The sequence below is a fragment of the Kitasatospora sp. NPDC094015 genome (assembly GCF_040304075.1).
Classification (GTDB): domain Bacteria; phylum Actinomycetota; class Actinomycetes; order Streptomycetales; family Streptomycetaceae; genus Kitasatospora.
In genome coordinates, this window is record NZ_JBEOUL010000001.1 from 115,427 (window position 1) to 132,656 (window position 17,230).

The window sequence follows — 17,230 nt, forward strand, 5'->3', positions numbered from 1 at the left end:
CGGGCCTCCTGAGGCAGCGTCAGCTTCCCGTTCTTTCACACGTGTGGTGGACAGGACAACCGCGCATCGGCGCACTACCCGCCGGTAATTTCGTTACCGGTCCGAGACCTTCCGACGAGTTACTGACACCTCGTCCAACAAGCTACCGTCCAGTACAGCGCACCCGGCTCCACCCCCACCCTGAGCCGCTTCCTTGGAGTGCCCCATGCCCGCACGCCCCCACCGGCTGGCCGCCCTCGCGCTGGCCACCGCCCTGCTCACCGCCGCCCCGCTCGCCCTGGCCCCCACCGCCGGGGCCGCGGCCACCGGCGCGGCCACCGCCCGCACCGCCGCCTCACCCTCCACCCTGCGCTTCACCGACATCCCCGGCTCCGACGGCGTCGTCCTCAAGGGCAACGTCTACGAGTCCGGGGACGGCGCCGCCCACCACCCGCTGCTGGTGCTGCCAAGCTCGTGGTCGCTCAACGACAGCGAGTACCTGGCGCAGGCCAAGCGCTTCGCCGACGCCGGGTACGTGGTGGTCTCCTACACCCCGCGCGGGTTCTGGGGCTCCGGCGGGCAGATCGAGGTCGCCGGCCCGCCGGACCTCGCCGACCTCTCCCGGGTGATCGACTGGGCGCTCGCCCACACCAGCGCCGACCCGTCCCGGATCGGCCTGGCCGGCATCTCGTACGGCGCCGGGATCAGCCTGCTGGGGGCTGCCTTCGACCCCCGGATCAAGGCCGTCGCCGGGATGAGCGGGTGGGCCGACCTGGCCGACTCGCTGTTCAGCGACGAGACCCAGCACCTCCAGTCGGCCGGCGCGCTCGCCCTGCTCGGCTACCTCACCGGCCGCCCCGGGGACGAGCTCCAGGAGCAGCTGACCCGCTTCTTCGGCAGCGACTACGCCGACGAGGCCGACCTGCGCGCCTGGGCCGCCGAACGCTCCGCCGCGCACTACCTGGACCGGATCAACGCCAACGGCGCCGCGATCATGCTGGCCAACGCCTGGGGCGACTCGATCTTCCCGCCCAACCAGCTCACCGACTTCTACCAGCGGCTCACCGTGCCCAAGCGGCTCGAACTGCGCCCCGGCGACCACGCCACCGCCGAGGCCACCGGACTGCTCGGCCTGCCCAACGACGTCTGGACCGACGCCCGGGCCTGGCTCGACCACTACCTGCTCGGCACCGACAACGGCATCGACCGCGCCCTGCCGGTGCACATCGAGCCCCAACTCCAGGACCACTACGAGGACTACCCGAGCTGGCAGGCCGTCAGCAGCTCGACCACCCGGCTCGGCCTCGGCGGCCGCGACCTGCTCGGCACCGGCTCGCTCGCCCCCGGCACCGCGACCGGCTGGCGGACCCCGATCGGCACCAACCTGGACTCCGGGGCGGACGGCGGCATCGCCATCCTGTCCAACCTGGCCGAGCAGTTCCTCAAGGTGCCGCCGCTGGTCTCCGTCCCGCTGCTCCCCCGCCCGGTGGCCGCGGTCTGGCAGTCCGCCCCGTACGGCACCGCCCAACGGGTGCGCGGCGCGGCCCGGGTGCACCTCTCGGTGACCCCCTCGGCCGCCCGGGGCAGCCTGATCGCCTACCTGTACGACGTGGACGCGCTCGGCGTCGGCCGCCTGGTGGGCCACGCGCCGTACACCTTCCTCGACCGCACCCCCGGCCGGGCCTTCACCGCCGACTTCCCGCTCCAGGCCACCGCCTACGACGTCCCGGCCGGCCACCGGCTGGCCCTGGTGGTGGACACCGTCGACCCGCTGTACATCACCCACAACCCGGCGTTCTCCACCCTGACCTTCGGCTCCCCGACCACCGACCGGTCCTGGATCTCGATCCCACTGAGGTGACCCACCGGCCGACCCGGCCCCACCGAGGCCCCTGATCCGATCTGATCATTAGGCTTCCGCCCATGACCAGTGATCCCGGGTTCACCTGCTCGTGCTGCGGCGAGCAGCACGCTGAACTGCCGATGAACTACTCGACAGCCGCCCCCCACGTCTGGGATCCGAGCTACGGCGAGGCCCCCGACTGCCTGCTCTCCTCGGATCAGTGCGTCATCAAGGCACAGCACCATTTCGTCAAGGGCCTGATCGAGATACCGGTCATCGGCAGCAGCGAGGTCTTCTCCTGGGGCGCCTGGGTCTCGCTGAGCCGCGAGAACTTCGCCCGCGCCGCAGACCTCTGGGACTCACCGGGGCGCGAGTCCGAGAAGCCGTACTTCGGCTGGCTGACCACCGAGCTTCCCGTCTACTCGCCCAGCACCATCAACCTGAAGACCAACCTCCACACCAGGCCGATCGGCCAACGTCCCTTCATCGAGCTCGAACCCACCGACCACCCGCTCGCCGTCGAACAGCGGACCGGCATCACCCGCGACCGCGTACGCGAGATCGCCGAGGCCGTCCTCCACTCCGCCGACGGCTCCTGACCATGACCGGCCGGGACTGGGAGAACGACCCGGCGTACCGGGGGGTGGTGCGAGCGTTCGTGGACGGGGATCCGCTCGACCAGGTAGGTGGGCCCCTCGATGTTCGCGCGGTGGTGACGGGTATCCGTCCGGAGGCCAAGGACCGGTTCCTGCTCGACGAGGTGCCATGGGGCCGCTTCCCGGAAGGTGCCAGGGTCCGGGAGGTCATGGAGCGGTTGCGCTCGGGTGACGCCGCCGCCGTTGGCAGTCCACTCGGCATGCTGATCGGCCTGTGTGCCAACGACATGACGGCCGCGGTCGCACCGGCGGTGCCCTTCCTGATCCGGATCGGTACCGGTCCGGCAGCCGGCCACCGCGCCGAGGCCCTGACCGTGGTGGGCGAGGCAGCCCGCATGCGGCACCAGGGCGTTTGCACGCGAGCAGACATGCTGCGACTCCGTGGCGATGACGAATGGTCCTTCGAGGTCACCGGTTACCTGCAGAACTGGTCGGTGCAGGCCGCTCGCGGCGCAATCGCCACGGACACCGATCTTCTCCTGCCCCTGCTCGACGACCTCGACCCCGAGGTGCGCATCGCCACCGCATACGCGCTGGCGGCCGCCTCCGGCCGCGCACCGGACATCCTCACCGCGCTCCGCTCCCGCCTGCCCGCCGAGCACGACCCGGCCGCAGGCGCGGGCTTGGTCCTCGCGATCGCCCAACTGGCCCGGGCCCAACACGAGATGGGGACAGTGACATGGATGCGGACCTGCTGGTCCGACCCCTCGCGACCGCCCGAAGTACGGGTGAGCGCCGCGATGGGGTGGCTGTGCCTCACCGATCTACCGGTCTCCGACGAGCTACGCGCCACGGTGGACGACCTCGCCACCGACGGGACCGCCCGATCGATGGCGCCGCTCCCGTGGATGCGCGCGGTGGAAACCGCTGGTGCAAGCAGTCTCCACCGCTGCCTGCGCAGCATGCTGGACCTCGACATGACCGACGTCGGAGACCGCGACGACCCGTGGACCTGACCAGGGATCGATCACGGCCAAGGCCCCGTAGATCGTGAGCATGGATGTGGAGGTTGCTCGTCGGTAGCCTGCCTGTGTGGCTGAGACCTGGGATGACGTGCAGCTGATCGCGGACGGATTCGAGCGCGTGTACGTCGAGTTGGAGTGGTACGACGGACCGCGCGCCGGCCTCGCCGATGTCGAGGGCAAGCCCCACTACTTCCAGGGCTACGACTGGGACGAGGCGGATAAGGCGGACGAGTACGGCGTCTGGCCCGCGAGCGACGCGGCGGTGGAGCTGGAGCGCGAGCAGTGGGCGATCTTCGCCAGGTGGAACGAGCGCTGCACGGCCGGAACGGTGGGGCCGGAGACCCATCCGGGGCACGGCGGGATCGATGCCCGCTACGACGAACTGGCCCTGCTGCTGGGGCCGTACCGGCAGGCTCCGGACGACGCGAGGCGACTGATGGGTGAGGTGCGGTTCGACGCCGGAGCCCGCTACCGGGTCGACGGTCCTGACTACTGGTTCCGGTGGCGTCCGAAGCAGGCGGGACACTCCTGCCCCAGCGGCGCAGACGACGAAGCGGTGCTTCCCTCAGCAGCTTCTGCCACTGTGGGAAGCACCGCTTCGTCGGTACTTCATGGTGCGCGAGGGGGGAGTTGAACCCCCACGCCCTTTCGGGCACTGGAACCTGAATCCAGCGCGTCTGCCTATTCCGCCACCCGCGCCCGAGTGATGAGGAAATCGTACCCGATCTCCGGGGGTGCCCTGACCAGCGGGTCTGTGGTGCCGGCCCGGCCGGACAGGGCCTAGCGCAGGGAAGCGCGTTCCGCGCGGCGGCGCTTGACCGTGCGGAAGCGGCGGGCGACCTGGCGGGCCAGGTCGGCCGCGCCGACCAGGCCGGCCTCGTTGCCCAGCGCGGCGGGCACGATGCCCGCCTCGGGGCGGAAGCCGCGGCCGGTGAGGGTGCGCCGGAAGGCCTCCTGCGCGGGGGCGAGCAGCAGGTCGCCGGCCTCCGAGACGCCGCCGCCGATCACGAACCGACCCGGGTCCAGCGCGGCCGCCAGGTTGGCGATGCCGACGCCGAGCCAGTGCCCGACCTCGAAGAGCAGCTCGATCGCGACCGGGTCGCCGTCCCGGGCCGCCTCGGTGACCAGCGGGCCGGTGATCCCGGCCGCCGTGCCGCCGGCCCTGGCCAGCAGCGGCTCCACCACCGGGGACTCCTCCTCCACCAGCCCCCGGGCCTCGCGCACCAGCGCGTTGCCGGAGGAGTACTGCTCCCAGCAGCCCCGGTTGCCGCACGGGCAGCGGTGCCCCGCGGGCACCACCTGCATGTGGCCGAACTCGCCGGCCAGCCCGTACTTGCCGCGGTCCACGAAGCCGTCGCGGACCACCGCGCCGCCGATGCCCGTCCCCAGGGTGATCATCACCATGTGGTCCTCGCCCCGCCCGGCACCGAACCGCCACTCCGCCCAGGCGGCCGCGTTGGCGTCGTTCTCGACCACCACCGGGAAGCGCAGCCGCTCGCTGAGCGCGTCCCGCAGCGGCTCGTTGCGCCAGTTCAGGTGCGGGGCGAAGAGCACCCGGGAGCGGTCCGCGTCGACCCAGCCGGCGGCGCCGACGCCCACCGCGTGCACGTCGTGCTTGTCGGCGAGCTCCAGCACCAGCTCGACGATGACGTCCTCGACCACCCGGGCGCTCTTGTTCTTGTCCGGGGTCTCGGTGCGCACCCGGTCGAGCACCCGGCCCTCGCCGTCGACCACGCCCGCCACCACCTTGGTGCCGCCGATGTCGACTCCGATGGTCGGCAGCCGCAGCACCCCGGCCGGCAGGGTACGCCGGCGGCGGTCGGCCCCGCGCGGGCCGAGGCCGAACAGGGTGGGCAGGACCGGCGGGCGCGCGCTGTCGTTCGGGGTGGTCACTGGGGTGGACGCTCCTTCGGGTCGTCGGGGCGGCCGAGTTCGTGGCTGAGCTCGGCCAGGTCCGAACCGCCCGCCATCTCGGTGGTGAGCCGTTCGAGGCTGATCTCCGCGCGCGGGTGGCTACCCGCCATCCTCCCCCTTCGCAGCAGGGTGAAGTGGTCACCCACCAGGTAGGCGTGGTGCGGATTGTGGGTGATCAGCACCACCCCGAGGCCCTGTTCCCGGGCCGCCGCCACGTACTTGAGCACCACGCCCGACTGCTTGACGCCGAGCGCGGCGGTCGGCTCGTCCAGGACCAGCGCCTTCGCCCCGAAGTGCACCGCCCGGGCGATCGCCACGCACTGCCGCTGCCCGCCCGACAGGGTGCCGATCGGCTGGTCCACGTCGGCGAGTTCGATGCCCATCCGGGCCAGCGCCTCGCGGGCGACGGCCCGCATCCGGGGGATGTCCAGGCGCAGCGAGCCGAGTTCGGCGCCGAGGAAGAAGTTCCGCCAGACCGGCATCAGCGGGACCACCGCGAGGTCCTGGTAGACGGTGGCGATGCCGAGGTCGAGCGCCTCGCGCGGGGAGCTCAGCCGCACCTCGCGCCCGGCCACCGTGTAGCGGCCCTCGTCGTGCCGGTGCAGACCTGAGATGATCTTGATCAGGGTGGACTTGCCGGCGCCGTTGTCGCCGAGCACGCAGCTGATCCGCCCGGCCGCCACGCTCAGCGAGACCCCCTCCAGAGCGCGGACCGGGCCGTACCACTTGCCCACGTCGGCCAGTTCCAGCAGGGTCATCAGGCCCTCCCCAGCTCGGCCCGGTGCTTGACCCAGGAGTTCAGCAGGGCGGCCAGCAGCAGCATCGCGCCCAGGAAGAACTTGAACCAGTCCGGGTCCCACTGGGCGTAGACGATGCCCTTGCTGACCATCCCGAAGATCAGCGCGCCCAGTGCGGACCCGACCACCGAGCCGTACCCGCCGGTGATCAGGCAGCCGCCGATCACCGCCGCGACGATGTAGATCAGCTCGTTGCCGACGCCCTCGCCGGACTGCACGGTGCCGAAGGAGAACAGCAGATGCTGGCCGAGCACCCAGGCGCAGAAGCCGACGCCCAGGTAGAGGCAGGTCTTGGTGCGGGCGACCGGCACGCCGACCGCGCGGGCCGCCGCCGCGTCGCCGCCGACCGCGAACACCCAGTTGCCGAAGCGGGTGCGCAGCAACACCCAGCTGCCCACCGCGACCAGCCCCAGCCACCACCAGACGGTGGCGCGCAGGGTCAGCCCGCCGACGGTGACCTCGGAGGCGAACAGCCAGCGGCAGGAGGCGAAGCCCTGCATGTCGCCGATCGGCTTGGTGCTCACCGTCCCGGAGACCAGTTTGGTGACGCCCAGGTTGGCGCCGGTCAGCATCAGGAAGGTGCCGAGCGTGACGATGAAGCTGGGCAGCCGGGTGCGGGCGAGCATCCAGCCGTTGAAGGCGCCGATCGCCAGCACCACGGCCAGCGAGACCGCGACCCCGACCCAGGTCACGGCGGTGAGCTGGTAGGAGACCATCGAGGAGGTGAGCGCGGCGGTGGTGACCAGCACCCCGGCCGACAGGTCGAACTCGCCGCCGATCATCAGCAGCGCGACCGGCACCGCCATGATCCCGATGGTGGACGCCGCGTAGAGCACGGTGCCGAGCGAGGAGAGCCGCAGGAAGCTGTCGGCCACCAGCGCGAAGAACAGGAAGACCGCCGCGGCGGCGAGCAGCGCGCCGAACTCCGGCCGGGCGAGCAGCCGGTGGCGGCGCGTGCGGCCGCCGGTCAGCAGGTCGGCCGGGGCGCTCACCGGGTGCCCCGGGCGACGTACTGGGCGAGCGCCGCCGCGTCGTCCTTGGTCAGCACCTGCGGGCCGGTGAGCACCGGACCGCCGCCGCCGAGCACGTCCAGGTTGTAGCGGTAGAGCCAGAGCAGGTCGACCCCCTCGTACCCCTGGAGGTAGGGCTGCTGGTCGACGGCGAAGCCGACGGTGCCCGCCTGCAGGCCCGCCACCACCTGGGTGCCGAGGTCGAAGGTGTCCAGCTCCAGCGGGCGGCGGGCGTCCTGGACGGCCTGCAGGCCGGTCGCGGCGAGCGGGGCGCTGAGGGTGAGCACGGTGTCCAGGGAGGGGTCGGCCTGGAGTTTGGCGGCGATCGCGGCCCGGGCGTCCGGCAGGTTCACCCCGTCGACGTACAGGGTCCGGAAGGTGCCGCCGAAGGTCGACCGGGCGCCCTCGCAGCGCTGCTCCTGGCCGATGTTCCCCTGCTCGTGGATCACGCAGAGCACCGAGTGCCGGGAGCGCGCGGCCAGCGCGCGGCCGGCCGCCTGGCCCGCGGTGGACTCGTCCTGGCCGATGTGGGTGAGCGCGCCGAACCGGGCGGAGAACTCCTGCCCGGAGTTGATGCTGATCACCGGGATGCCGGCGGCCTTGGCCTTGGCCAGGACGTCGGCCATCGCCTCGCCCTTGGCCAGCGAGACCAGCAGGCCGTCCACCCGCTGGTCGATCGCGGCCTGGACCAGCTGGACCTGGTTCTGGGTCTGCGCGTCGTTGGAGTAGAGGAAGGTGATGTTGTCCTTGGCGGCGGCCTGCTCGGCGCCCTTGCGGACGGTGTCCCAGAACGAGTCGCCGGCCCCGGCGTGGGTCACCATGGCGACCTTCCAACGCGGGGTGTCCACCGCGCCGCCGGCCGTGGCCGCGCGCGCCCTGGCCTGCTCGGCCCGCCGGCCGCCGGTGCTGCTGCACCCCGCCAGCAGGAGCAGTACCAGCAGTACCGCCACCGTCCGCGCCCTCACCTGGTCCGTACCCGCACTGTGAGCTCCGCCCTGTTCGCCCGGCCGTGGGTTCCAGTGTCGGCGCCCGGGGGCGGCAGGTCGAGATCGCGTAGGGCCGCCCGGGTGAGCCGGGCTGACGGACCGGCAGCCCGGCGGACGGTGTTCGTCCAGTTCGGGAGGGGCGCCGGGAAAGATCGGGTCCGATCGGGTGATGGTCCGGTCGGGTGGCAGACTTGGGTGGCTGCTTGGCGGGAGCTCACAGAAATGTGATGTTCCTCTCAGGCTTCTCCCAGCAACTGATCACCCGCCCCACCCCGTCTGATCCATCGGAGCACGCCCCGAGCACCCGGAAGCCCGGGGCGACCGCAGACCCGGATACGAGAAAACCTTCATGCAACTGACTGGCACACCCTTCCTCATCGTCACGATCATCCTCGTGCCGGTCTCCATCGCGGCGGCGCTGCTGCTCTGGGGGCGGGTGCGCGGCCCCAAGCCCGTGCAGGTCGTCTCCCGGCTGGCCATGATCCTGTTCTGTCAGGTCACGGCCGTGACGACGGTCTTCGTCATGGTCAACAACGCCAACCTGATCTACGGGAACTGGGACGACCTGCTCGGCACCGGCGAGCACGTCCGGGCGGTGCCGAACGTCCCGGCGGACAGCGCCCCCGGCTCGGACAACAAGACCCGGGCCAAGGTGATCCAGTCCTTCAAGGGCGTCGGCGACCCGAAGGTGCCGGGCGACGTGCAGCACACCGAGCTGAAGGGCGAGCTGTCCGGCGTGGACGGCGAGGTGCTGGTCTGGCTGCCGCCGCAGTACAACAACCCGGCGTACAAGGACAAGACCTTCCCCGTGGTCGAGCTGCTGCCGGGCTGGCCGGGCTCCTCCAAGACCTGGTACGGCACGCTGAAGGTCTCGGCCCAGCTCAAGCCGATGATGGAGCGCGGCGAGGTGGCGCCGTTCATCCTGATCTCGCCGCGCACCAACCTGCTCGGCGACACGGTCGACACCGGCTGCGCCGACGTCCCGGGCAAGGTCAACGCCGACACCTGGCTCTCCCGGGACGTCCCGCAGATGATCCTGGACAACTTCCGGGCCGACCCGTCCGCCGACCGCTGGGCGGTGGCCGGCTACTCGGCCGGCGCCCACTGCGCGGCCAAGCTCGCCCTGGAGCACCCCAACCGCTACCGCGCGGGCGTCAGCCTCTCCGGCTACAACGACCCGGCGGCGGAGCCGGCCTCGCTGACCGCCAAGGACCCGGCGCTGCGGGAGAAGTCCAACCCGCTGAACATCCTGAAGACCGCCCAGACCCCGCCGAAGACCGCGCTGTTCGTCAGCGGCAACAAGGGCGACGGCTTCGAGGACGCCTCCGCGCTCAAGCAGGCCGCGAAGGCGCCGACCACCGTCACGGCCCTGGAGACCACCGGCCCGCACACCAGCGACGTCTGGGCGCCGATGGTCCCGGAGATCTTCAAGTGGCTGACGGGCGTCATCCCGGTCCAGCACTGACCGGCCCGCGAGACAGGCGAACGGCCCGCCCCCGGGAGAACCGGGGGCGGGCCGTTCGCGTTCGTGGCAGCGGTCAGGCGCGGCGCCGGCCGCGCGAGCGCCGGGGGTAGGGGAACAGCCGCAGCGAGCGCTTGGCGGCCAGGTCCTCCATCCAGCCGAAGCTGAGCACGAACAGGGCCAGCAGCGGCAGCGCGAACAGCAGCGGGGTCCAGTGACTGCGCAGCAGCCACTGCCCGTGCTGGAAGAGGAAGTCCACGTCCCAGAGGTGGTCGATGATCGGGATGGACAGCGCGAGCGCCGGGACGTGCCAGAGGTAGACGCTCACCGCGCGGGCGTTCAGCAGGCTGACCATCCCGTCCCAGCGCTCCAGCGGCCGGGGCCAGGTCTCCCAGGACGGGCTCAGGTGGAGCAGCAGCAGCACGTACCCGAAGGACCAGACCGCCTGGGCGAACGGGACGCTCTCCAGGTCGCCGATCAGGGTCGGGTCCTCGATCGGGCGGCTGAGCAGCCACCAGAGCCCGGCGACCATGATCAGCGGGGCCACCGAGGGCGCCAGGTACTGCGGCATCCGGCGCAGGATGCCCTCCTGGTGGGCCATGCCGAGCAGCCAGCAGGCCGCGAAGGTGGTGAAGTCGGTGGCGGCCTCGCCGATCCGGCCGTCGTGGCTGAACAGCCCGGAGTTGATCAGCCAGGAGAGCGCCAGCGGCGCCAGCACGGTGAGCAGCGGCTGCCGGCGCAGGCAGCGCAGCATCAGCGGGGAGAGCAGCACGTACCAGAGGTAGGCGCGCAGGTACCAGAGCGGCACCGCGATGTTCTCGGCCCAGCTGTGTTCCATGATGCCGTGGAAGCCGGAGAGGTCGGCGCCGTAGGGCGGGTTGCTCAGCGGCAGCACCCAGAACGCCATATGGGCCCACCACCACTTCGGGTGGCCGTCCGCGTGCGGGCCCCAGCCGTCGAGCAGCATGAAGCCGATCAGCACCGCGCCGAACAGCCACATCGGCGGCAGCAGGCGCCGCAGCCGGCCGCGGATGACGCTGAGCGCCGGCCGCTTGAGCGAGCGGACCATCAGCGAGCCGGCCAGCGCGAACATCACGCCCATGGACGGGAACGCCAGCGGCAGCCAGCCCCAGCTGAAGTTGTGGTAGAGGATCACGCGGACCAGGGCCAGCGCGCGCAGCAGGTCGAGGTAGCGGTCGCGGCCGCTCTTGCGCGGCGCCGGGGCCTCGGCGGCCTCGGGACCGGCCTCGGCGTCCGGCTCGGCGTCCGGCTCGGCGGCGTGCTCCGTGGCGTGCCCGGCGGCGCGCTCCCGGGCCGGCTCGACGGTGGCGACCCGCCCGGGGTCGGCCGCCGGCGCGGCGGGGGTCCGCCGCGCGTCCCGGCCGGCGAAGGCCGCCTCGAACGCGGCGACCGACGCGGCCACCGAGGGGTCCTCGGCGGAGCGCTCCTGCTCGGCCTCGCCCGGCCGCAGCACCCGCAGCTGCATGGTCTCGTCCTGCGGCGGCGGCAGGCGCCGGAAGGCGTCGAAGCCGACCGGGCCGCGCGGCTCGGTGGGAGCGGGCATCGTCAGACCTCCACGATCGGGGCCGCGACCTCGCCGGTGCGCCGCAGCTTCTGCCAACGGAGCCGGCCGCCGGTGAGGGCGGTGATCGAGGACTGCAGCAGGACCAGGTACATCAGCTGGCGGTAGACCACCTGCTGGATCGGCAGGGTGACCAGGTGCCAGGGCTTCTCCTTGTCCAGCCGGAAGGCGTAGAAGGCGAGCGCGCCCTGCACGAGCAGCACCGCGACCCAGGCGGAGAGCGTGCGGGTGGCGTCCACGAACAGCACGCCGTACAGCAGGAAGAGGTCGATCAGCGGGGCCAGCAGCGGGGTGATCACGCCGAACAGGGTGACCACCGGCAGGCCGACCCGGCCGAAGCGGCCGGCCGGGCCGCGGTCGACCACCGCGTGCCGGTGCTTCCACATCGCCTGCATGGTGCCGTAGCTCCAGCGGTAGCGCTGCGACCAGAGCTGCTGCATGGAGGCCGGCGCCTCGGTCCAGGCGCGGGCGTTCTCCGCGTACACCACCCGCCAGCCCTGGCAGAGCAGGGCCATGGTGACGTCGGTGTCCTCGGCGAGCGTGTCGTCGCTCATGCCGTCGACCTCGAGCAGCGCCTCCCGGCGGAAGGCGCCGATCGCCCCGGGGATGGTCGGCATGATGTTGAGCGTGTCGTACATCCGGCGGTCGAGGTTGAAGCCCATCACGTACTCGATGTGCTGCCACGCCCCGATCAGGGTGTCCCGGTTGCCGACCTTGGCGTTGCCGGCGACCGCGCCGACGCCCGGGTCGGCGAACGGCTGGATCAGCTCGCGCACGGTGGAGGGCTCGAAGACGGTGTCGCCGTCCATCATCACGACGATGTCGTGGGTGGCGTTGGCGATGCCGTTGTTGAGCGCCGCGGGCTTGCCGCCGTTCGGCTGGCGCAGCAGCCGCACGTTGGGGAAGTTCATCTCCTCGACGATGTCGGCGGTGCCGTCGGTCGAGCCGTCGTCGATCACGATGATCTCGATCGGGTGCTCGCTGGCGGCCAGCGAGTTGAGCGTGTTGGCGATGCACTCGCGCTCGTTGTAGGCCGGTACCAGCACCGTGACCGGTTCGGTGACCGGCGGCCCCCAGCTGAAGTCGGCCCGCCGGGTGCGCCGGACGTGCCGGGTGGCCAGCACGATCATCAGTGCGAACCGGCCGAACACCAGCACGCCCACCACGGCCAGCAGGTCGATCAGGAAGGGCAGCACGTTGACCGCGAGCTGGGTACCGGCGATGAACGCCCGGCCGGCCCACAGCTGGTAGCCGTGCACCGGCACGGTGGTGTTGGAGGAGCCCAGCGCCTCGCCGATGCTGGCGAACTTGTAGTTCTGCGCCTCCAGCTTGTCGATGATCTGGGAGAGCGCCGCGACCGTCTGCGAGCGGTCGCCACCGGCGTCGTGCAGCAGGATCATCTCGCCCTTGCCGGGCTGCTTGGGCATCGCCGTCCGGACGATGGAGTCCACGCCCGGCCGCTGCCAGTCGTCGGTGTCGGCGTCGATGAAGGCGGTCAGGTAACCGCGCTTGCCGACCTCCTGCACCACCGGCCAGGTCCAGTCGTCCAGCGCGTCCGCGGTGGAGGAGTACGGCGGGCGGAACAGCGAGCTGTGCACGCCGGCGACGCCGGCCAGGGCCAGCTGGGTCTGGCCCAGCTCCCAGCTCAGCCGGGTCTGGGACTGCAGCGCCAGGTCCGGGTGGGTGAAGGTGTGCAGGCCGATCTCGTGGCCGCCGGCCACGATCTTGCGGATCAGGTCGGGGTGGCGGGCGGTCATCGCGCCGGTGACGAAGAAGCTGGCGTGGATGTGGTGCTGGGCCAGCAGGTCGAGGATCTTCGGGGTCCAGACCGGGTCCGGGCCGTCGTCGAAGCTCAGGACGACGGTCCGGTCGGGTATCGAGTAGCTGACCGGGGCGTCGTTGAGCTTGCCCCGGGCGTCGACGATCGGACCGCCGGTCAGCAGGTTCGGCGGCACGGTGGTCTTGTCCACCGACACCGCGATCTGGTTGTCGTGGAACACCTCGTTGGTCGCCATGCCGCGCAGCACGAGCAGCGCGAGCAGGAAGACCAGCACCGTCACCGGGAGGAAGAACCGGAGGGGCGGGGCGGCGAGGCGGCGCGACCGTCGGACGGACTGTCTGGGGCGCTGATGGCGGGACATGGCGGTTCCTGGTGCCGGGCGGTGACGCGGGTCAGTGGTTGCCGGTGCGGGTGGTCGCAGCCGAGTGGGAGGCTGCCGCGCCCGACGGGCCGGTCGTGGTCCTGCCGGTGACCGGCGTGGTGGCCCGGCTTCCGGAGGCGGTCGCGGTGGCGGGCGCGGTGGCGGAGCCGGTCGCGGAGGCGGAGCTCCGGCCGGTGGCCTTGCCGGAGGGGGAGGTGGAGGTCCGGGCGGACGCCGATCCGGAGGCCGGGGCGGACGGGGAGGCCGAGCCGCCGGGCACGGTCACCGGCAGCGCCGAGGCGCCGGGTGCCACCCCGCCCGGGGCCGGCTGGACCGGGATCCGCAGCGCCGGAGCCTGCGACTGCAGGCCGACCAGACCGCTGGTCATGGTGGCCGCCAGCACCGCGGTGAGGACGCCGATCAGCCAGCCGACGCCGCGCATGCGGCGGCCGCGGGTGCCCGACTGGTCGACGAAGACCGGCGCCGGACCGGCGGTGCGGGCCGCGGCCACGCGCTCTCGGCGGCCGGACCGCAGGAGTGAAGGTGCCACTGAAGTGATCGGGCCTTTCCGGGACCAGCGGAGACGGCGGGGATGTCATAGGGACCGTAGTGCACCAGCGCTCCCTGAATTGGCATCAATGTTCGGTTTGGGTGGTTCTGACCGTCTCCTGTGACCTGATCGAAATCGTCGGTTCACGTCCTGCCCCCCTCTGCACGGTTCCCCCACGCGACCTCGTAGGATGCCCGAACACTCGGCCGCAGCCGGCCGGGGAAACCGTTCAGGAACGGCCGCCCGTGATCAGACGTCCCACCGCAGCCCGCGCCGCCCGCCTGCCCCGGCCGGCTCTCGTCCTGGCCGCCGCCGCGCTGCTGCTCACCGCCTGCACCACCGCCGGCTCCCCCGCCGGCGACGACGCCGCCGCGCCCTCGGGCGGGTCGGCCTCCCCCTCCCCGGCGCAGCCGTACGACGCATCGGCGCTGCGCACGCCCGGCGGCAAGCTGCTCGGACTGGCCTCGGCGGGCTCGCCCGACGACCTGGACCCGGTGAACGCGTTCGCCGCCAAGGCCGGCCACCAGCCGGACGTCCGGGAGTACTACCAGGAGTGGGGCGACGACTTCGACCCGGACGAGAACGCCAAGCTCTGGGGCCACGGGCAGCTGCCGATGCTCTCCTGGGACCCGACCGGCACGGCGCTGTCCGCGATCGGCTCCGGCTCCCAGGACGACTACCTCGGCCGGTTCGCCGAGCAGGTCCGCTCGTTCCGCGGGCCGCTGGCGATCAGCTTCGCCCAGGAGATGAACGGACCGTGGAACCCGTGGGGCCCGGGCCACGCCGGCGCCGACGACTACGTCAAGGCCTGGCAGCACGTGCACGACGTGTTCCGCGACCGCGGGGCGACCAACGTGATCTGGGTCTGGGCCCCGCACGTGACCGACTCCGGGGCCCCGGCCGCGCTGCCGCCGTACTTCCCCGGCGAGGACTACGTCGACTGGCTGGGCCTGGTCGGCTACTACGGTCCGCAGGACGGCGCCGACTACCGCCACCTGTTCGCGCCGACCGTCAAGGTGCTGCGCACGCTCTCCCGCAAGCCGCTGCTGATCACCGAGACCGGGGTGGCGGAGGGCCCGCGCAAGACGGCCCAGATCGCCGACCTGTTCGCGGGCGCCGCCGGCACGGACGGGCTGATCGGGCTGGTCTGGTACGACCTGCAGAAGAAGTGGCCGGGCAGCTCGCAGCTGACCGACTGGCGGGTCGACAGCTCCGCCGCGGCGGCGGCGGCCTTCGCCAAGGCCACCGCCGACCGGGGCTTCGGCCACCCGCTGAGCAGCCCTCAGCCGGGATCGGGCACCGCCACCCCGCCGGCCGGGTCGGGCGCCGGCCCTCAGGCCAGTTCGAGCGCCAGGTAGAAGTCGACCCGGTCCTCCAGCCGGGACAGGTCACGCCCGGTCAGCTCCTCGATCCGGCCGATCCGGTAGCGCAGCGTGTTGACGTGCACGTGCAGCTGGGCGGCGCAGCGGGTCCAGGAGCCGTCCGAGCGCAGGAACGCCTCCAGGGTCCGGACCAGGTCCGCCTGGTGCTCGATGTCGTACGCGATCACCCGGTCCAGCAGCCGGCTGCGGAAGGCCCGCCGGACCTCGTCCGGGACGGCGGCCAGCAGCAGCACGTGCGAGGCGAGTTCCTCGGGGCCGGCCACGCAGACCCGGCCGACCCGGGCGGCGGCGATCCGGCGGGCGTGCCGGGACTCCTCCAGCGCGCCGCGCAGGCCGCCGGCCTCGGCGGCCGGGGCGCAGACCCCGACGGTGATCCGGCCCTCGGAGCCGAGGCCCGCCTCCAGCGGGGCGAGCAGCTCGCGCAGCGCCTCGGCGGGCACCTGCGCGTCCGGCGCGGGCAGCACGCCGACCGCGGTGCTGCCGGAGCCGGCCACCAGGGCGCGGTCGGAGGTGTCGGCCAGTGCCTCCTCCATGATCGAGCGCAGCGCGCCGTCCGGCAGGCCGGTGCTCTCCGCGCTGAGCACCAGCCAGGTGCCCTCGCCGGCCGGCGCGGGGCTGGCGCCCTCGTAGCGCACGGCCATCGCGGAGGAGGCGTGCAGCGCGCGGCTGATCTCGGCCGGGTCGGCGTCCCGCTGGAGCAGGGTCAGCACCTCGTCGGCGAGCCGGCGGCGCAGCCGGCGGCCCTCGTCCCGGCGGACCCGCTCGGCGGCCACCAGCCGGGCCAGGTTCTCGGCCAGCTGCTGCCGTTTGGCGGTCCACTCGGTGACGTCGCCGGCCACCGCCAGCACCCAGTCGGCCAGCGGGCTGTCCGCGGCGGGGTCGGCGGCGGCGGGGAGCAGCGAGTACGAGCCGGAGATCAGCCGGGCCCGGTGCGGCGGGCGGCGGCGCTGGCGCTGGGCGGCCAGGTGGGTGCGGGCCAGCTGGTCGCGGTCCTCGGCGGAGAGCCGGTCGGCCGGGCCGGCGATCACCCGGCCGGTGGGCGTGAGCACCCAGCAGTCCAGGTCGAGGTCGCCGCCGAGCAGGTCGAGCACGGCGTCCAGGCCGCCGCCGCCGGCGGCCGAGACCAGCATCCGGTGCCGGTCCACCAGGGCGGCCAGGTCGGCGGCCCGGTCGGCCGAGACCTGGCGGCCGACGAACTCGGTGACGGCGCCGAAGGCGGTGTGGTCGGGCACCGCGAGCAGCGGCATCCGGTGCCGCCGGCAGGCGTCGATCAGGTCGGCCGGCACCGGGCCGACCTCGGCCTCACCGGCTGCCAGCGCGACCGCCCCACCGGCCACGATGGTGCGCACGAAGCGCTCGGAGTCCTCCGGCGCGGTGCGCCAGAGCATGCCGGTGAGCACCAGTTCACCACCGTGCAGGTAGCGCCCCGGATCGTGCAGGTCCGTGGTCATGACGCCGCCGACCTGCCGGTCGAGCTCGTCCTCGGCGGCGAGCAGCCGCAGCCCCAAGGCACTGGGGGCGAGCAGGTCACGGACACGCATCCGCAGACTCCTTCGTCTGGAGGGTGGGGGTCGGGTGGGATGTGGGGGCTCACAGTGTGCCCCAGCCGGAGGGGTCGGCGTTACGTCTCAACGGGTGCTCGGGTCACGGGGTCGTAGCTTCGCCGTCACGGCCGGATTACGGTCGTACCGAGCGGTCCGCAACCGCTTGGGCTGGGCGATTGCCCTCGTTAGAGGAACGTACAGGATGCCGGGCGGCACCACCGCCGGGGCTTCATGCCATCGGTGACTGCCTCCGGGTGGGCCGACAGCGGTTCACTGGCCACACGCCGCCGGACACACCCCGGTGACCAGGACTCGACGCGACGGCAACGGAGCGGTGGCAGAGTCCGAAATCCGAGGGTAGGAACTCGGGGTGGCCGCCTCCGAACGGGCGAGCGCCGAGTTCGGGGCACTGTGCCCGA

Annotated in this window: 14 protein-coding genes and 1 tRNA gene; 6 read left to right on the forward strand and 9 right to left on the reverse strand. The window is 72.6% G+C overall.

Annotated features, from left to right (window positions below; translation table 11 throughout):
• Positions 1-205 precede the first annotated feature (205 nt).
• The 4 genes from ABT014_RS00505 (at position 206) to ABT014_RS00520 (ending at position 4,077) form a co-directional block, all read left to right on the forward strand.
• Positions 206-1,840, forward strand: a complete 1,635-nt coding sequence (locus ABT014_RS00505) for a CocE/NonD family hydrolase (protein WP_350635243.1) — start codon at positions 206-208, stop codon at positions 1,838-1,840.
• 122 nt (positions 1,841-1,962) lie between these two features.
• On the forward strand, positions 1,963-2,421 hold the full coding sequence (locus tag ABT014_RS00510; RefSeq protein WP_350635971.1) for a DUF2199 domain-containing protein: 459 nt from the start codon (positions 1,963-1,965) through the stop codon (positions 2,419-2,421).
• A 2-nt stretch (positions 2,422-2,423) separates the two neighbouring features.
• Entirely contained in the window at positions 2,424-3,434 is a 1,011-nt protein-coding gene (locus ABT014_RS00515; protein WP_350635245.1) for a hypothetical protein, read from the forward strand.
• Positions 3,435-3,510: 76 nt separating this feature from the next.
• Positions 3,511-4,077: a hypothetical protein gene (locus ABT014_RS00520; RefSeq protein WP_350635246.1), complete on the forward strand. Its 567-nt coding sequence runs from the start codon at positions 3,511-3,513 to the stop codon at positions 4,075-4,077.
• Here ABT014_RS00520 and ABT014_RS00525 read toward each other — a convergent pair.
• The 5 genes from ABT014_RS00525 to ABT014_RS00545 form a co-directional block, all read right to left on the reverse strand.
• A tRNA-Leu gene (locus tag ABT014_RS00525) sits at positions 4,056-4,142 on the reverse strand. The genes ABT014_RS00520 and ABT014_RS00525 overlap by 22 nt on opposite strands.
• An 81-nt stretch (positions 4,143-4,223) precedes the next feature.
• Positions 4,224-5,336 (reverse strand): ROK family glucokinase, encoded by a 1,113-nt coding sequence (locus ABT014_RS00530; protein WP_350635248.1) that lies wholly within the window; start codon positions 5,334-5,336, stop codon positions 4,224-4,226.
• Complete coding sequence (locus ABT014_RS00535) at positions 5,333-6,115, reverse strand: ATP-binding cassette domain-containing protein (protein ID WP_350635250.1); 783 nt, start codon at positions 6,113-6,115, stop codon at positions 5,333-5,335. The genes ABT014_RS00530 and ABT014_RS00535 overlap by 4 nt, the downstream gene beginning before the upstream one ends.
• Positions 6,115-7,146, reverse strand: a complete 1,032-nt coding sequence (locus ABT014_RS00540) for an ABC transporter permease (protein ID WP_350635252.1) — start codon at positions 7,144-7,146, stop codon at positions 6,115-6,117. The genes ABT014_RS00535 and ABT014_RS00540 overlap by 1 nt, the downstream gene beginning before the upstream one ends.
• A complete protein-coding gene (locus ABT014_RS00545) occupies positions 7,143-8,114 on the reverse strand; it encodes a sugar ABC transporter substrate-binding protein (RefSeq protein WP_350635253.1) in 972 nt (323 codons plus the stop codon). Before ABT014_RS00545 ends, ABT014_RS00540 begins: the two co-directional genes overlap by 4 nt.
• Positions 8,115-8,499: 385 nt before the next feature.
• Here ABT014_RS00545 and ABT014_RS00550 point away from each other — a divergent pair, with 385 nt between their 5' ends.
• Positions 8,500-9,615 carry an alpha/beta hydrolase gene (locus tag ABT014_RS00550; protein WP_350635255.1) on the forward strand — a complete coding sequence of 372 codons (1,116 nt, stop codon included), beginning with the start codon at positions 8,500-8,502 and terminating at the stop codon, positions 9,613-9,615.
• A 73-nt stretch (positions 9,616-9,688) separates the two neighbouring features.
• Here ABT014_RS00550 and ABT014_RS00555 read toward each other — a convergent pair whose 3' ends face one another.
• Genes ABT014_RS00555 through ABT014_RS00565 form a run of 3 tightly spaced genes read right to left on the reverse strand, consistent with a single transcriptional unit; the run spans position 9,689 to position 13,885 of the window.
• A complete protein-coding gene (locus ABT014_RS00555) occupies positions 9,689-11,176 on the reverse strand; it encodes an acyltransferase family protein (RefSeq protein WP_350635257.1) in 1,488 nt (495 codons plus the stop codon).
• Between the two features lie 2 nt (positions 11,177-11,178).
• The gene (locus ABT014_RS00560; RefSeq protein ID WP_350635259.1) at positions 11,179-13,335 is read right to left on the reverse strand and encodes a bifunctional polysaccharide deacetylase/glycosyltransferase family 2 protein; all 2,157 of its coding nucleotides are present in this window, start codon (positions 13,333-13,335) and stop codon (positions 11,179-11,181) included.
• A 31-nt stretch (positions 13,336-13,366) separates the two neighbouring features.
• The gene (locus ABT014_RS00565) at positions 13,367-13,885 is read right to left on the reverse strand and encodes a hypothetical protein (RefSeq protein WP_350635261.1); all 519 of its coding nucleotides are present in this window, start codon (positions 13,883-13,885) and stop codon (positions 13,367-13,369) included.
• 245 nt (positions 13,886-14,130) lie between these two features.
• On the opposite strand from ABT014_RS00565, the gene ABT014_RS00570 reads away from it, so the two are divergent.
• Positions 14,131-15,243, forward strand: a complete 1,113-nt coding sequence (locus ABT014_RS00570) for a glycoside hydrolase family 26 protein (protein WP_350635263.1) — start codon at positions 14,131-14,133, stop codon at positions 15,241-15,243.
• On the opposite strand, the gene ABT014_RS00575 is transcribed toward ABT014_RS00570, so the two are convergent.
• On the reverse strand, positions 15,219-16,808 hold the full coding sequence (locus tag ABT014_RS00575; protein ID WP_350635265.1) for a PucR family transcriptional regulator: 1,590 nt from the start codon (positions 16,806-16,808) through the stop codon (positions 15,219-15,221). The genes ABT014_RS00570 and ABT014_RS00575 overlap by 25 nt on opposite strands.
• Positions 16,809-17,230 lie beyond the last annotated feature (422 nt).

What these genes read in the sequence shown, in the direction of transcription:
- ABT014_RS00505 (WP_350635243.1), top strand. Translation starts at nt 206, where the DNA reads ATGCCCGCACGCCCCCACCGGCTGGCCGCCCTCGCGCTGGCCACCGCC.
- ABT014_RS00510 (WP_350635971.1), top strand. Translation starts at nt 1,963, where the DNA reads ATGAACTACTCGACAGCCGCCCCCCACGTCTGGGATCCGAGCTACGGC.
- ABT014_RS00515 (WP_350635245.1), top strand. Translation starts at nt 2,424, where the DNA reads ATGACCGGCCGGGACTGGGAGAACGACCCGGCGTACCGGGGGGTGGTG.
- ABT014_RS00535 (WP_350635250.1), bottom strand. Translation starts at nt 6,115, where the DNA reads ATGACCCTGCTGGAACTGGCCGACGTGGGCAAGTGGTACGGCCCGGTC.
- ABT014_RS00550 (WP_350635255.1), top strand. Translation starts at nt 8,500, where the DNA reads ATGCAACTGACTGGCACACCCTTCCTCATCGTCACGATCATCCTCGTG.
- ABT014_RS00555 (WP_350635257.1), bottom strand. Translation starts at nt 11,176, where the DNA reads ATGCCCGCTCCCACCGAGCCGCGCGGCCCGGTCGGCTTCGACGCCTTC.
- ABT014_RS00560 (WP_350635259.1), bottom strand. Translation starts at nt 13,335, where the DNA reads ATGTCCCGCCATCAGCGCCCCAGACAGTCCGTCCGACGGTCGCGCCGC.
- ABT014_RS00575 (WP_350635265.1), bottom strand. Translation starts at nt 16,808, where the DNA reads ATGCGTGTCCGTGACCTGCTCGCCCCCAGTGCCTTGGGGCTGCGGCTG.